This window comes from Romboutsia lituseburensis (assembly GCF_024723825.1).
Classification (GTDB): domain Bacteria; phylum Bacillota; class Clostridia; order Peptostreptococcales; family Peptostreptococcaceae; genus Romboutsia_F; species Romboutsia_F lituseburensis_A.
In genome coordinates this window covers 1,167,193-1,183,024 of sequence record NZ_JANQBQ010000001.1, presented here as the reverse complement: position 1 = coordinate 1,183,024, position 15,832 = coordinate 1,167,193, and the positions used below count along the sequence as shown (strand labels likewise).

The 15,832-nt window shown below is 25.2% G+C and carries 15 protein-coding genes; 7 read left to right on the top strand and 8 right to left on the bottom strand.

Features of this window, described 5'->3' with window-relative positions:
- Window positions 1-23 precede the first annotated feature (23 nt).
- Entirely contained in the window at window positions 24-1,925 is a 1,902-nt protein-coding gene (locus tag NWE74_RS05755) for a molybdopterin biosynthesis protein (protein WP_258242278.1), read from the top strand.
- 53 nt (window positions 1,926-1,978) lie between these two features.
- On the opposite strand, the gene NWE74_RS05750 is transcribed toward NWE74_RS05755, so the two are convergent.
- The 5 genes from NWE74_RS05750 to NWE74_RS05730 form a co-directional block, all read right to left on the bottom strand.
- Window positions 1,979-2,521 carry a hypothetical protein gene (locus NWE74_RS05750; protein WP_258242277.1) on the bottom strand — a complete coding sequence of 181 codons (543 nt, stop codon included), beginning with the start codon at window positions 2,519-2,521 and terminating at the stop codon, window positions 1,979-1,981.
- A 230-nt stretch (window positions 2,522-2,751) separates the two neighbouring features.
- On the bottom strand, window positions 2,752-4,128 hold the full coding sequence (hydG, locus tag NWE74_RS05745) for a [FeFe] hydrogenase H-cluster radical SAM maturase HydG (RefSeq protein ID WP_258242276.1): 1,377 nt from the start codon (window positions 4,126-4,128) through the stop codon (window positions 2,752-2,754).
- Window positions 4,119-5,225: a [FeFe] hydrogenase H-cluster radical SAM maturase HydE gene (gene hydE / locus NWE74_RS05740; RefSeq protein ID WP_258242275.1), complete on the bottom strand. Its 1,107-nt coding sequence runs from the start codon at window positions 5,223-5,225 to the stop codon at window positions 4,119-4,121. Before hydE ends, hydG begins: the two co-directional genes overlap by 10 nt.
- Entirely contained in the window at window positions 5,222-6,424 is a 1,203-nt protein-coding gene (gene hydF / locus NWE74_RS05735; RefSeq protein ID WP_258242274.1) for a [FeFe] hydrogenase H-cluster maturation GTPase HydF, read from the bottom strand. Before hydF ends, hydE begins: the two co-directional genes overlap by 4 nt.
- Before the next feature lie 11 nt (window positions 6,425-6,435).
- The gene (locus tag NWE74_RS05730; protein ID WP_258242273.1) at window positions 6,436-6,687 is read right to left on the bottom strand and encodes a TM1266 family iron-only hydrogenase system putative regulator; all 252 of its coding nucleotides are present in this window, start codon (window positions 6,685-6,687) and stop codon (window positions 6,436-6,438) included.
- Between the two features lie 616 nt (window positions 6,688-7,303).
- Here NWE74_RS05730 and NWE74_RS05725 point away from each other — a divergent pair.
- The 4 genes from NWE74_RS05725 to NWE74_RS05710 all read left to right on the top strand — a co-directional run bounded on the left by NWE74_RS05725 (window position 7,304) and on the right by NWE74_RS05710 (window position 10,759).
- The gene (locus NWE74_RS05725) at window positions 7,304-7,465 is read left to right on the top strand and encodes a hypothetical protein (protein WP_258242272.1); all 162 of its coding nucleotides are present in this window, start codon (window positions 7,304-7,306) and stop codon (window positions 7,463-7,465) included.
- 147 nt (window positions 7,466-7,612) lie between these two features.
- Window positions 7,613-8,245 carry an endonuclease/exonuclease/phosphatase family protein gene (locus NWE74_RS05720; protein ID WP_258242271.1) on the top strand — a complete coding sequence of 211 codons (633 nt, stop codon included), beginning with the start codon at window positions 7,613-7,615 and terminating at the stop codon, window positions 8,243-8,245.
- 94 nt (window positions 8,246-8,339) lie between these two features.
- Window positions 8,340-9,617 (top strand): VanW family protein, encoded by a 1,278-nt coding sequence (locus NWE74_RS05715; protein ID WP_258242270.1) that lies wholly within the window; start codon window positions 8,340-8,342, stop codon window positions 9,615-9,617.
- A gap of 158 nt (window positions 9,618-9,775) precedes the next feature.
- Window positions 9,776-10,759 (top strand): hypothetical protein, encoded by a 984-nt coding sequence (locus NWE74_RS05710; protein ID WP_258242269.1) that lies wholly within the window; start codon window positions 9,776-9,778, stop codon window positions 10,757-10,759.
- 86 nt (window positions 10,760-10,845) lie between these two features.
- On the opposite strand, the gene NWE74_RS05705 is transcribed toward NWE74_RS05710, so the two are convergent.
- Window positions 10,846-13,158 carry a DHHW family protein gene (locus NWE74_RS05705; protein WP_258242268.1) on the bottom strand — a complete coding sequence of 771 codons (2,313 nt, stop codon included), beginning with the start codon at window positions 13,156-13,158 and terminating at the stop codon, window positions 10,846-10,848.
- Window positions 13,159-13,203: 45 nt separating this feature from the next.
- Complete coding sequence (locus tag NWE74_RS05700) at window positions 13,204-13,983, bottom strand: GDSL-type esterase/lipase family protein (protein WP_258242267.1); 780 nt, start codon at window positions 13,981-13,983, stop codon at window positions 13,204-13,206.
- A gap of 292 nt (window positions 13,984-14,275) precedes the next feature.
- Between NWE74_RS05700 and NWE74_RS05695 the strand changes: the two genes are divergently transcribed.
- A complete protein-coding gene (locus tag NWE74_RS05695; protein ID WP_258242266.1) occupies window positions 14,276-14,818 on the top strand; it encodes a sigma-70 family RNA polymerase sigma factor in 543 nt (180 codons plus the stop codon).
- Window positions 14,796-15,233: a hypothetical protein gene (locus tag NWE74_RS05690; protein WP_258242265.1), complete on the top strand. Its 438-nt coding sequence runs from the start codon at window positions 14,796-14,798 to the stop codon at window positions 15,231-15,233. The genes NWE74_RS05695 and NWE74_RS05690 overlap by 23 nt, the downstream gene beginning before the upstream one ends.
- A 113-nt stretch (window positions 15,234-15,346) precedes the next feature.
- Here the strand turns inward: NWE74_RS05690 and cspD are convergent, their stop codons facing one another.
- Window positions 15,347-15,547, bottom strand: coding sequence for a cold-shock protein CspD (gene cspD, locus NWE74_RS05685; RefSeq protein WP_092723188.1), 201 nt, complete (start codon window positions 15,545-15,547; stop codon window positions 15,347-15,349).
- Window positions 15,548-15,832 lie beyond the last annotated feature (285 nt).

Genomic DNA, 15,832 nt, shown 5'->3' with positions numbered 1-15,832 from the left:
CTATTTGATAGGGAGATTTTTGTATGGGAAAATATTTAATGAATATACCTCTTGAAGATGGATTAAACAAGTATTTAAATGAAATTAAAGATTTGAAAAATTTAGAAGGTGAATTTATAGATATAGATAATTGTTTAAACAAAGTAACTTGTGAGCCTGTTTATTCAAAATTATCATCACCTTTTTATAATTGCTCTGCAATGGATGGAATTGCAGTTAAAGCAAAATCTACGTTTATGGCAAATGAGCAAAATATAATTACTTTAAAAGAAAATATTGGTTATATAGAAGTCGATACTGGAGATCCAATACCTAAGGATTTTGATGCAGTAATAATGATTGAAGATGTACTATCAAAAGAAAATAAGATTGCAAAAATATATAAGCCTGCTATACCATGGCAGCATATTAGATGTATAGGAGAAGATATAGTAGAACAACAAATGATAATTCCTAGCTTTCATAAAATAAGACCTCAAGATATAGGAGCTATGATTAGTGCAAGAGTACAAAATGTAAAAGTATTTAAAGATTTTAAAGTAGGTATAATACCAACAGGAACAGAACTTATAAATAAAGAAGAAACACCTAAAATCGGAGATATAATAGAATCTAATTCAAAGCTATTTGAAGGATTAATATTAGGATATGGAGCTATACCTATAATATATCCTATAGCTAAAGATGATTATAGCCAGATAAAAAAAAGTGTTTTAAATGCTCTAGATGAATGTGATATGGTGTTAATAAGCGCAGGATCTTCTCAAGGAAGAGAAGATTATACTCATGACATAATAGCAGATATAGGAAAAGTATTAATACATGGGCTAGCTATAAAACCAGGAAAGCCTGCCATATTAGGGTACGGAGAAAATAAACCTATAATAGGAGTACCAGGATATCCTGTATCAGCATGGGTGGTAATTGAGAATATAGTAAAACCTATAATAAATAAACTTACATATAAAAAATATTCTAATACTCAGTATATAACAGCAAAACTTGGGAAACGAATAATGAGCTCTTTAAAATATGAGGAGTTTATAAGAGTTAAGTTAGGAAAAGTAGATAATCAGTATACGGCGATACCTATAAAACAAGGTGCTGGAACGATAACTAGCTTAGTTAATGCAGATGGTGTAATAAGGGTAGCGCAAAATGTAGAAGGGATATCACAAGGAAGTATTGTAAAAGTAGAACTGCTAAAAGATATAGATGAAATTGATAAAACAATAGTAGCAATAGGTAGCCATGATTTAATTGTTGACTTAATAAGCTCAGAATTAACTAAAAATTCTTTAGGTCAGTTTAAGTTAAACTCAATTTATGTAGGAAGTGAACACGGAGTATTAGCTCTTAAGAATAATGAATGCCATATATCTCCAGTACATGCAATTAAATTAGATGATGAAGACTACATAAAATATATTATAGATGAAGATATATCTATAATAAAATTAGCTAAAAGAACTCAGGGGATAATTGTTAAAAAAGGTAATCCATTAAAAATTGAAAATATGCATGATTTAGTAAAGTATAGAATAGTAAATAGACAAAAAGGATCAGCATCAAGAATATTACTTGATAATTTTATAGATAGTAACAATATTAAAAAAAGTACCATAAATGGATATAAGAGAGAAGAATCGACTAATATGTGTGTTGCAAAAACAATACAAAATGATGACGCTGATTGCGCTATAGGGATATATTCAGTATCTAGAGCTTTTGATTTAGATTTTATACCTATATGTGAACATGAGTATGGTATACTTGTAAGAACTAAAGATTTAAAAGAAGACTATATAAAAAAATTGTTAGATGTAATAAATTCTAACAGCTTCAAAAAAAAGGTAGATAGCTTTGGTGGATATGATTTAAGTCAATGTGGTGAAGTTTTAAAATGTGATAAAAGTACTAATTAAAATAAAAGGGGAGTTCTATAAAGTGAAATAGAGCTCCCTTTTTTATAGTATATTTATTTTATATATTCTTTTCCATCTATAAGTAAAGACTTTAATTCTTTATTTTCAAATATAGCATCAAAATATATCGTATTATCTTTATCTAGTGATACATCACCTTGAGAATAGATATAATTTCCATTTTTATGCATAGTTTTTGTTTTTACTGAATGTTCACCATTTAATTTTAAGGCGCTTCTCACTGATGATTCAGATTTATCTGAAAACTGAGAAAACTCAGCTTCAGACACTAATAAACTAGAAGAAGCTCTAGAATGAGATTTTAAAGGTTTTCCATTAGGACCATACTTGTCTTTCAACAAATTATTATCAATAAAGGAAAGTAAAGAGAAAAACATTATCAGTCCAAGGACTATAATAAAAAACTTATTATTTTTTATTATTTTAACTCCTTTATCTTTCTTTTTTTTGTATTTTGGGTAACGAATAACTTTAGATGATCCACTATTTTTATTAATGTTAAAATTATACTTAGAATTTTTCTTATCTTCATCCCTTTTTTTGAAAGGAATAGTTTTATTAACTGTAGTTTTCAATTCTCATCCTCCCCTAACATATACAACATTCCCTTATAAGATAATAGTACTATCATTATGACTAATATACAATAAAAGGTAGAAGTTATAATCTTACAAATACTAATAAATTTCTTCAATATATAACAAACTTATATTATAAAAATCAATTATCTTTATATAAGATATGAAAAATTTTAAATTATGTTCTTTGAAAGTTATAGTTAACGAAGAATTAACATGAAAAAACTCTATAAATATAAATCTCTTTTACCTTCATTTAAAGAATTTATATTATTATATACAATTTCTCTTACATCATTTCTTTTAATTTTAGAAAGTTCTTTTTGAATTAATTTTTCTCCCATAGTTTGAAGTTCTTCATCTCCATAGTCTAATAAAAATTCCTTCAATGTAGTAAGGGCATTAGGAGTACAAACATTATGAATTTCACCGCTTTTAGCTAAACTCATAAATCTATCCCCGGTTCTTCCCATTCTATAACATGCTGTACAGTAACTAGGAATGTATTCATCATTAATAAGCTCTTTAAGAACTTGAATAGGTGTTCTATGGTCATCTAATGTAAATTGATCTACATTATTGCCGTCTTCACACTCTTTATATCCTCCAACGCCTGTTATAGATCCAGCACTAATTTGAGAAACACCGTATTTTAATAGTTCATTTCTCATAGATGCTGATTCTCGAGTAGACATAATTATACCCGTAAAAGGTACAGCTAATCGAGTTATAGCAACTATCTTCTTGAATGTATCGTCATCAACTAGATGAGGAAAATCTTTTAGTTCCATACCTTCAGCTTTTTTTAATCTAGGGAAAGATATAGTATGGAAACCTACTCCAAATTTATTTTCAAGATGCTCGTTATGCATCATAAGAGCTAATACCTCAAATTTAGGATCAGAAAGTCCAAATAGTACTCCAGCTCCTACATCATCAATACCTGCTTCCATGGCTCTATCAAATGCTGTTAGATGGTAATAATAGTCATTTTTTATAGACTTACCATGCATTTTTATGAATGTAGGTTTATTATAAGTTTCTTGGAATAAAATATATGTTCCAATTCCTTTTTCTTTTAATTTTTTATAATTATCCACTGTTGTAGCAGCAATATTAACGTTTACTCTTCTTATATTGCCATTTTGGTTATAAGTAGAATAAATTGTATCAAGTGATTCTAATATATATTCAATAGGACAGTTGTTAGGGTCTTCTCCAGCTTCAAGTGCAAGTCTTTTATGTCCCATTTTTTCTAGTATTTTAACTTCTTCTCTAATCTCATTTTGAGTTAGTTTTCTTCTTTCAAACTTATTACATCTTTGGTAGCCACAATAAACACAATCATTTACGCAATAGTTAGATATATATAAAGGTGCAAATAAAACAATTCTATTACCGTAAATACTATTTTTTATTTCTCCAGCTATTTTAAATAGTTTTTTTAATTGAATATCATCATTTATTTGAAGTAGTATAGCAATATCACTATAAGTTAATTTTTCTCTATTTGAAGCCTTAAAAAGAACTTTATCTATATCACTTTCTGTAGAATTTTTAGCATTTTCAAGTAATTCATTTATAAGTTCATGATTTATAAACATTTAACACGCCTCCAATTTATATTATCACCACGAGAATAATCTATTCTTAAATTAAGATTACTAATATTTTCTTCTAATTTTTTATTATGTTCAAATGCTTCTAATCCAGTAGACAATTTATTATCGTAAAGAGAATATTTACTTCTAAACTCATAAGGAGAAAGGTTTGGCATAATAACATTACAACCAGCTAGTAGTCCAAAGTTACGTCCATTAGAATCAATAGAAGAAAGAGCAGTAGTTGCAGGTAGCAAAACTGACGGAAGTAGCAATCTGGTTAAAGCTAATAACAATAATGTTTTTTCAAGATTACCAGGATTGTAATTTTTAAAGATGGTCTCTTTATGAGGAATAAAAGGACCAATACCAACCATATGAGGATTTAAATTTTTTAAATAAATAAGGTCATTTACTATGTCTATATTGGTTTGAAATGGAGAATCTACCATAAATCCGGCTCCAATTTGAAAACCTATTTTTTTTAAATCATTAAGACATTTTTTTCTATTTGATAATTTAAGATTAGATGGATGAAGTTTATTATAATGAGATGAGCTGGATGTTTCATGTCTTAATAAATACCTATCAGCACCACATAAAAAATATTTATTGTATGTTTCGTAAGATTTTTCTCCTAAAGAGAGGGTTATAGCACAATCTGGATATTTGATTTTTATTGAGGAGATTATGTCACACATTTTTTTATCGTCAAAGTACAAGTCTTCTCCTCCTTGCAAGACAAATGTCTTATATCCTATTTTATAACCAATTTCACAACATTCTAGGATTTCAGATTTAGTAAGTCTATACCTATCAATATTTTTATTAGAGCACCTTATTCCACAATAGTAACAATCATTTTTGCAGAAATTACTAATTTCAATAAGTCCTCTTAAAAAAACTTTTTTATCATAATATTTATCGCGAGTATTACAGGATAATTTATACAAATAATTTCTATTGCTAATATTGTTTTCTTTTAATTTATTATCTAAGTCATTATCAATATTATCCAACAAATAAAGTAATTCATCGCTTTTTAGAGAGTTTTCTTCATATAATTTATCTATTAGGATTTTTATATTATATTTAGTCATATATTAAAAGGCTCTAGAGTTCTGTCTAATATATTATTAGCATAAGCCATAAGAACTCCGTAATTCACAATAGGAATATCTAACTCTCTACAATTTTTAATTCTACTTAACATTGCATTTCTATTCATCATACAAGCACCGCAATGAACTACAAGAGAATAATCTGATAAATTATTACTAAAAGAAACACCAGATGTAAAATCAAATAATAGATTTTTATTAGTTTTAGTTTTTAGCATATTAGGAATTTTAAAATTACCTATATCATCATCTTGTCTATGATGAGTACATCCTTCTGCAATAAGAATTTTATCACCGTCTTTTAAATTGTTAATAGCAGCACATCCATCTATTAATTCTTTTAAATCACCTTTAGCTCTAGCAAAGAGTATAGAGAAAGATGTAAGTGGAATATCTTTAGGTATACTGTTATTAACCTTTTTAAATACTTGAGAATCTGTTATAACTAATTTTGGCTTTGACTTAAGATTAGCTAAAGTTTCTTTCAAATTATCCTCTTTAGAAACAATAGCATTACACCCAGAGTCTAAAATGTCTCTTATAATCTGTTGTTGAGGTAAAATAAGCCTACCTTTTGGAGCAGCTTTATCTATTGGAACAACTAATAAAACAAATTCATCTGGTTTTATTAAATCGCTCACTAATTTGAACTCATTTAGGCCCTTAGGTGAAACATTTATAATTTCTTTTTTTAGAGAATCTATTCCGTCTTTATTTTTAGCAGATACAAATACTACAGGGCATGTTACATATTCATGTTCTAAATTTATAAATTTAGTATTTAAAGAATCAATTTTATTTAAGACTAAGATGTGAGGTATATTTTTTGATTTGAATGTTTTGATTAAAGCTAAGTCGTCTTCGCTAAGTCCTACTAAACTATCTACAACTAAAAGAGCAATATCAGTTTTAGATAATACGTCCAAACTTTTACTTACTCTAAGTTCTCCTAAATTACCTATATCATCAAGACCAGCAGTATCTATTAACACACAAGGCCCAATTGGTAAAATTTCTATAGGTCTAAAAACAGGGTCAGTAGTAGTTCCAGCAACATCGGATACAATAGATATTTCTTGATTTGATATAGCATTTATTATGCTTGATTTACCAGCATTTCTTTTACCAAATAATCCAATATGTACCCTAACACCCTGAGGAGAGGAGTTAAGACTCATATTTTCACCCCCTAAAGTTCTTTCTTTGAGATGCTAGTTTTTACTAATACATCCTCAATATTTCCTAGCTTACCTGTTAAGCTATTTATAGTGTTCATTTCGGCTAAAACTACTATACAGATTATAGATACACCCTCTTCTTCGCAAGGGATGCCCATTCTTCCCTTTATAATGCCTTTGAAATTTGAAACAATTTTATTAAATTTATGTTGGGATTTATCTGGTTCTTCTAATATAGCACTTATAACAGCTACTTTTTTCATAATACCTCCCTTCAATAATATACAAAAAATCATATAATAAATAACAACTAACCCGAGCTAAATTTTATAAATAAAAAAACTTTTCCAAAGTAAATTACAAGGAAAAGTTAATATTTGCACAAAAATAAGAGTGCTATTTATAAACAATTCCTTTCAGATTAGATAAACTCTTTTCTGGTAGGGTAGTTTGTTAAATTTTAATATCAATCAACTAAAGAAATTACATGAAAAATCTGAAAGAAGATTGAAGTTAATTAAATAATAGTACTAAAATTTATATAAGTCTATATATATATTTTCTTTTTAAAAAATTTATATATATGAAAAAGTAATAAAAAACTATTTAATTCATAAAATATAAAAGAGTTAAAAATTTCATGTTGAGTTAAAAATATTAAAATTATTTTATTGTAGAAAAAATACAAAAAAAAATAAAAAATTACAAAAGATGCCATAAAAATAAAATTTTATATTGATACGAACAATTGTTTGTTATATAATAAAACAGTCGAAAGGAATGTTCGTAATTATATGATTAATAAATACAAAATAGTCATATTTTAAATAAAGGTAAAATATAATAGAGTATAACAAATTCAAAAAGGAGTGGTAACTAATGATGATTTCAGCAAGAAAGGTAAAAGAAATAACTTTAGCAAATTTAAAAAATGGAGAAGTGACTTTAATGGAATTAAATGAAATCTATGAGAAATTAGGATTTGTATTTGTTGTAAATCAAGGGAAACTTACTCGTATAAAAAAAGAAATTAAACATTAGTAAAATGTTAATATATAAATCTATTAGAAAAGCCTAGCTTGGTAGGGGATATTTATAACTAAGCTAGGTTTTTTATACTATATAACTAAAATAAGTATTAAAATTTAAATAATATAAATTTAAGGTATATTTATAGGAGATAAAACTATGAAAATGGTAACTTATAATATTCATAAAGGTATGGATGGAAATGATAAAATTACATTAAATAAGATAAGTAAATATTTGAAAGAATTAGATTGTGATGTTATTTGCTTGCAAGAGGTTTTGTATCCACAGTTTGCAAAATTAAAGTTGGATTTAAAGATGGATGGTATATTTGCTATGAATGTTAATAAACCAAGTTTGATGTATGGTATATGTACATTTGCAAAGAATGAAATAGAATATCATACTCACGTTTTTTTAACTAGTAAAAAAGAACAAAGAGGTTTTTTATATACAAACGTATTTTCGCTACAAGGAAAGTTTAATATCATAAATACCCATCTTGGATTAGATAAAGAAGAAAGAAAAATACAAATAAGTGAAATATTAGATTACAAACAGACGATAGTTGGTAAAAATATAATATGTGGAGATTTTAATGAAAAAAATATTAATATAAATACATTCTATGATGCGGCTATAGTTACAAAAAATAATGATTTATGTACATTTGTAAAATCAAACGCCAGAATAGATTATATATTTTTAGATTACAACATTATTGTAGATAATTATAAGGTAGATAAAGTATATTATTCTGATCACTACCCAGTAATAGGTGTATTTTGCTAAAATGTAACAATATAGTTACATATCTGACATAAATGTTGTTTAAAAAAATTTAATCTCATATAATTTAGATAGTCTTAAAAATGAGGTGGGGGTAATGAGTAAAAGTACACAAAAGAAGAAAGGCAGGCTAGAAAGCCTAAAAGAAAATAAAAAAAGAAATAGGGTAATAGGTTGTATATCAGCAGTTGTTTTTCTAGGAATTATTATTAATCATTTCAATACAAATCATCTTTATAATGATAAAATTGCAAAGCATATATTTATAGATAACATAGATGTATCAAACTTGACAAAAGATGAAGCGCTAGAAGTAGTAGGTAATAAAAAACAGCCCAAAAGTATGTATTTGATATATGAAAATACTAATCATGAAATATCTCCAGAGGATATAAATTTAAAATACAATGTAGAAGAAACTATAGAGGAAGCTTATAATTACACTAAAACTGATAGCTATTTTGAAAATGTAAAAAGATATTTTGGCCTTAAAAGCAATGATAAAATTATAGAGTTAAAATCATCATATGATGAAGCAAAACTTAGTGATAAAATACAAGCGGTATCAAAGGCTATAAATGTAGAAATGGTAAATGCAACAGTATATGTGTCTGGTGGCATAGGTGTAACACCATCTAAAGTAGGAAAAGAATTAGATATAGCATCCACTAAGGAAAATATTATAAAAAGTATAAAAGAAAAGAAATATGGAGACATAAATCTTGAAGTTAACCTAAAACAACCTAAAGTAACAACTAAGGATGCTGAAAGTGTAAATGCACTACTAGGTCAATATACAACGAAGTTTTCGACTGGATTATCTGGTAGGGTTCACAATATAAGAACGGCAGCATATAAAAGTAGTAATGTACTATTAATGCCAGGAGAAGTTTATTCATATAATAATTTAACTGGGGATAGAAACAGATCCAATGGTTATAAAGGAGCTCCTGTTATAATAAATGGAGGACTTCAAGATGCTTTAGGCGGAGGAGTTTGTCAGGTATCTACAACACTGTATAATGCTGTTTTAAGTTCAGGAATGGAACTAGTATCAATAACCAATCATTCATTAGCATCAAGTTATGCACCACTAGGAAGAGATGCTATGGTAAATGATGGGGGAACAGATTTTAAATTTAAAAATCCTTATTCACATCCTGTATTTGTAAAAACTACAGTTGGAAATGGAACTGTAACGTCTAGTATATATGGAAATTCAGGAGATAAACCTAACCTAGATATATATGTAAAAACATTTAAAATAAATGGACGAGACGCAGCAGATACATATAGAATATATAAAGATTCTAACGGAAAGGTTATAAAGAAAGAGTACGTGGATAGAAGTGTATACAAAAAACCTAAGAAATAATTAATAAAAACTCTAGTAAGTTAAATTAGACTTATTGGAGTTTTTTATTATAAAAAAATCTCTTAAATTAATTTATCATAAAACTTTTTATTATATAAAGATAACTTGTTCAATATAATGATTAAGAGAATAAGTTTTATAATGAAGGGTGAGAGGTTATGCTAAAAAATAAGAAAAGGTTAATATGCACTGCTATATTAGGCGTTATATGTATAAGCTTGTACTTTGATAAGAAGCAGTCAAGTACAGAGATTGTAATTATGGGAGGGAAACACATAAAAGAGTTTTGTGTAGAAAATGATAAGGAAGTAGATAACCAAGAAGAGTATTATAGTTTGGAACGATTTTTTAGACCATCTAGTTCAAAAATAATAAATGATAGAATTGAAAAATCCCTATATGAAATGTATGGAAATAAACCAAATGAAGTTAAAATTGATGATAATATGCTAAAAACTCCAGAAGATACAATTATAAATTATTTTAGTGTTTTAAGAGAAGCTGCAAATCCATTATATAATACTAACACAGGATGTGGTACTATTGGTGATGCTAAAGGTCCTTATCCAGTCGCATATAACTTTTTAACCGATGGATATAGAAAAAAAATGGACTATAACAAATATGTTAAGTCATTTGAGAATAAATTACATATTAATTTAGTGAAGCTAAATAAAGCCCCAGGGGATAAAAATAATCCAAATGATATAAAATATTTTGTAGAAATAGAAGTGATTGAAGGATCAAAAGAGAATAAGGGACTATTTGCATATTACTATGGATATATACATTTAGAAAAATTAGGAGATACATATAAAATAAAAGATATGGTTTATAATGATGAAAATTATTTATGTGCTCCATATCATGGATGGTCATATGATGCTAAATCTTTTTTAGAGATAGAATATGGTGAATGGTGTTCTTTAATTGATTCAGATATTAAAATAGAAGAAGATGGATATGAGAAAAAAGCATATTTTAAAGACAAAAATAATAATGAATATTATGTACTTTTTTATCAACTAACAAATGGAGTAGACTTAAAAATTGCTGATTATAAAAAAGATAAAAATGGAGTATGGAAAGTAATATATATTGAGCCAGAGAAATGTTTAGACAAAAATAAAGTAAAGAATTAAATAAGTTCGTAGATTATTGAATTCATATTTAAAAATGTAAAAAGGCAAGGATATAATAATTTATTATATCCTTGATTTTTATTGTTTTATTTAAGATTTAGTAAATCTACTAAATGTGTATCTTTAAAAAAAGTATTTGCATTGTATAAGAATAGTACATCTGTAAATTTATTATCATCAATTAAATCATATAAATTATTAGAATAATATTTTGGATCTACAATTGTAATTTTACTATAAGACTCGAGAAGATAAGGAACCATTGAATTTGCATAAGAATCTTTAATTAAAAGTAATTGTCTAGGAGTATTAGTTGTTGTATTAATTTCAATTATAGGATGGTCACCATTTAAAAATACTGAATATTTGTCTTGAGAATCAAGTTTAGTAGTATTATAAAGGGTTGTTTTTTTTGATTTATTATCTAAGTAATTAACAATAAAGTCTGTATTCGTATTTGAAGGTAGATAAATGTTTATATCATCAGAATTATTGCTTCTAAATCCACTTTGAGAGCATAAATTTCCTGTAAAATTATTACTAACTTTTTTTACATCATAATAAGTATCAGAACTTAATAACATATCTTCTTGAAGTTTTAAGAAGGTAGTATAGGCTCCCAAAGAGGTCCAGTGTTTATCAGTTTTATAATAAATATATTTATCAGATACTTTCTTAAGAGCATCAAATGTATTAATATATTTTGTATTTTTATTTAATTTTTTTGCGAATTCATCAATATAAGATTTTTGATTTTTAACTGGAGCATACTTGGGTAATTTACTTTCTAAAATACTAACTGAATTTGGTATTATCGCTAAGTAAGTATTTAAATTTTTGTTTTTTATTGAAAATTTATTTATTGCTTCACTAGTTTTATTTATTTCATAATTATTATTAGGCACAAAATTTTCTATAAGATATCCATCTTTACCTAAGAAAACATCATTATTATCTTTATTAAGAGCTATCAAATCAATACTAGATTTAACTTTTATAAAAAGTTCTTTTCCTATAAAATTAGAATCTACTGGTATACTGCTAACTAAATAAGATAAAGAAATTAAAAATATTACTATATTTATAAACGTTGGGAAACCATATCCACTAAGTTTTAACTTATAGAATTTTTTACTAATAAAAGGAGTACATAAAATAATTGATATAATTAGTAAAATAAAATTAGTGTAAGTGTAATACAAAGAGGAATTATTGAAAATAGGATTACCAGACATAAATAACATTACTTTAATGTAACTAAAACAAGAAGATAAATCATTCATACTAAATAACATCCAGCCAATTGAAACAATAATCAATGTATATAGATGGCAAATAAATTTTGGAAATGTTTTTAATTTATTTTTTAAAACTGTCTTTTCTAGCAATATGATAGTAGCAAAATATATTGCAAAAAATAAATAGTTTAAGCTACAACCAGCCCAAATACCTACTATTAGCCATACTAATAATATATTTAAAGATTGTTTCTTTGAAGATACTTTGTTTCCACCAAGGGGAATGTAGATGTAATCTTTAAACCAGCTACCTAAAGATACAAACCATCTTCTAAAAAATTCACATACACTTTTAGACATGTAAGGATAATTAAAGTTTGGAGTAATTTCAAAACCAAACATTTTGCCAATACCAATGGCCATATCAGAATAAGCACTAATATTAAAATAAATATGTAATGACACTGCTGCTATACCAACCCATGAAGTAACAACTGATAAATTCGAGATATCTATATGAATAATATTTTTCCAAAGTATGCCTATATTATCAGCAATTAATACTTTCTTAGCGAGACCCATTAAAAATAGTTCAATCCCTTTGCCAAGTTTATTTATACTTTCATTTCTATTAAATAATTGGTACTCTATATCTTTATACTTTACAATAGGTCCAAATATTAGTATAGGAAGTAATGAAATATAAAGAGCTATTGAGATAAAATTTTTTTGAATTTTAACATTGCCTCTATAAATATCAATTATGTAAGAAATTGATAAAAGCGTATAAAATGATATACCTAAAGGTATGCGTGTGTTTATTGAAGTTATATCAAAGAGTAATAAACTACATATATCATGTACTAAAAATGAGTAGCATTTAAATAATAATAGTATAGATATATCAACTATTATAGTAAATATAAAAATTTTTTTTCTTATTGATTTATTTTCCTTATTTTTATCTATAAAAATTCCCATATAATAATTAAATACTGTTGTAAATAACATTAATAAAATATAGATTGGTTTTCCGAACGAATAAAATAATAAACTTGATATAAGCAAAATCAAGTTTTTGAATCTTTTTGGAAATATATAATATAAGATTAATGTTATAGGTAAAAATATAAAAATAAAAGATATGTTAGTAAAATTCATATAAAAAACCTCTTTTTCTATTGATTTTTAATTTGAAATAATTAATTATAAATTAGCTTGTTTTTTTAATTGTTCTAACCATGCAGGATAAAACAATGGTTTTAAATGAATACCGTCTTTTTCATATAATTCATCATTATTAAGAAATAGATTAGATGTATCAATAAAAGTTATATTTAATTCTGAACACATTTTTTTTAATTCTTTATTATATTTATTTATATTTTTATAAATTGAATTTTTATCTTTTACCTGTTCTTGAACAGGAAGTATAGAATTTATAAAAATTTCAGATTTAGGCAGTGATTTTTTCACTTCTATTACTAAATATTTATAATTTTTAATAAATTCATCTACATTATCTTTATAGATAATCATATCATTTAGGCCATATAACATAAAAACTTTTGAAGGTTTTGTATCTTTTAATATTTGGCATTTAGACTTTGAATTTACTAAATTTGATCCTTTTTTTGCGATAATAGAATTATAATTAAAAAAATTATAAACTGCTAATCCCTCCACTTGAGAATCTCCCATAATAACACATTTTTTGAATATATTATTATAATCTATTTTGTGAAAATCTTTATCTATACCATAATAGGAAATTTGAATTTTATTAATCTGTTTTTCTATTTCAGACAGATCACTTTTATTAAGATCGTTTATCATAGCTACATTTTTATTAATTTTTTTTGTTTCTTTTAATTTAACTTCCTTTGTTGAAGACTTAGTAGCAAAGGAGTATGTAGCAATAGCTGGTACAAATATTACACAAATCATAGAAAATGTTATTAAGAAGTTTTTCGAACCTTTTTTCATTTAACAACACCCCTTTAAAATAAAATATTTATGACTATATATTATATTAGGACAACATATCTATAATGATTAATAATAAAAAATAAAGGTTACAATATTTAAACCTTAAATTTAATGAATAATATAAGAATAGAACAATACTTATTCTTATATTAAAAATTTATAACTATAAATTTTTAATATATAGGTTTTATATAGCTAAATATGTTAAAATATTATATCGAAATAAATAATAATAGAGCGATCCATATTATGTTAATAAACGAAAATTAAAATATAGTAAGGAGAAATAATGGAAGATATAGTAACAGTAAAAAGAGCAATTAATGGAGACAGGCAGTCATTTGAAAATTTAATAGATAAATATTCTGATAGATTGTATAGAGAAGCTTATATAAGATGTAAGTATGAAGAAGATGTAAAAGAGATTATACAAGAAACAATTTATAAAGCTTATAAAAATATTCATACTTTAAATGATCCTAAGTATTTTAAAAGATGGATAAGTAAAATTCTTATAAATGAATGTAATGATTTTTTATGCAAGCACGGTATGATAGACCTAGAGCATAGTAAAAACTCTTATATAAAAGAGTTTATAATTGGGGATATGATAGATACTAAAATAAATTTATATAATGCAATAGATGAATTAGAAAATAAATATAAAGATGTAATAATCCTAAGATATATAGAAAGATTAAAGCTAGAAGAAATATCAAATATATTAGAAATTACTATTAATGAAATAAAAATTAATTTAAAAAAAGGAATACTGGATATGAAAAAATTATTAAAGGAGGTTGATGATATTGAACAAGAAAAAGAACAATAAAGATAATAATATAAGCATAAGAGAAATTGATAAATATATGGATGATTTTTATATAGATAAAAATAAAATAGAAAATATAAAGGCATCGAAAGACTTGAAATTATGGGTAAAAGAATCAATCGATCAAGCTCAATCAGATATAGAAGAAGAAAAAAGAATTAATCAAAGGAAAAATAAAATAGTAATAGGAATTATATTTTTGATTTCAAGTTCTTTTTTAATATATAGCCCTGAAATAGTTCATAAATTTTATCCGATTCAAGCTATATTAAAAGATTTAAATGATGTATTAAAAGTAGATGAAATAACATCAAAAATAGGGATAGATAAAATAATACCGAAGGCTATAGTTGAGGAAAAAGGCAAAATTAAGTTTGAGAAGGCTCCTAAATACAATATAGAAAATTTAAATTAAGTATCAAATTTAAATATAAATTAGAAAATAAATAGAATAAAACAACAAAAAAAGAAGCTTGAAAGCTTCTTTTTTTGAAATAAAAATATATATATTAATATTAAAAATAATAATTATATTCTATTTACATTTGCAGCTTGAGGACCTCTGTTTCCTTCAACTATTTCGAAGCTAACTTCTTGTCCTTCTTCTAAAGTTTTGAATCCGTCACCTTGTATAGCTGAGAAATGTACGAATACGTCATCTCCACCTTCTACAGATATGAATCCAAATCCTTTTTCGCTGTTAAACCATTTTACTATTCCGTTTTTCATGAGAAAAAACCTCCATATATTAAAAAAAATGCAAGCTTATTATCTAAGCTTGTTTATTAAGTATAACTTATATAAAAAATAAAATCAAGTACTAAGTTAATAATAAATGAAAAAAATTAAAATTTTTTCAAAATTTAGTAAAAATATAGTTATAAGAGATAAGTTAATTAACGATTTTAGTATTAAAAATAAAAATATATGTTTATAAATGATAGATTTTTATTTTGAATAAATACTTTATGAAAACACAATATATAGAAGAAGGATAGAAAAACATTCAATATA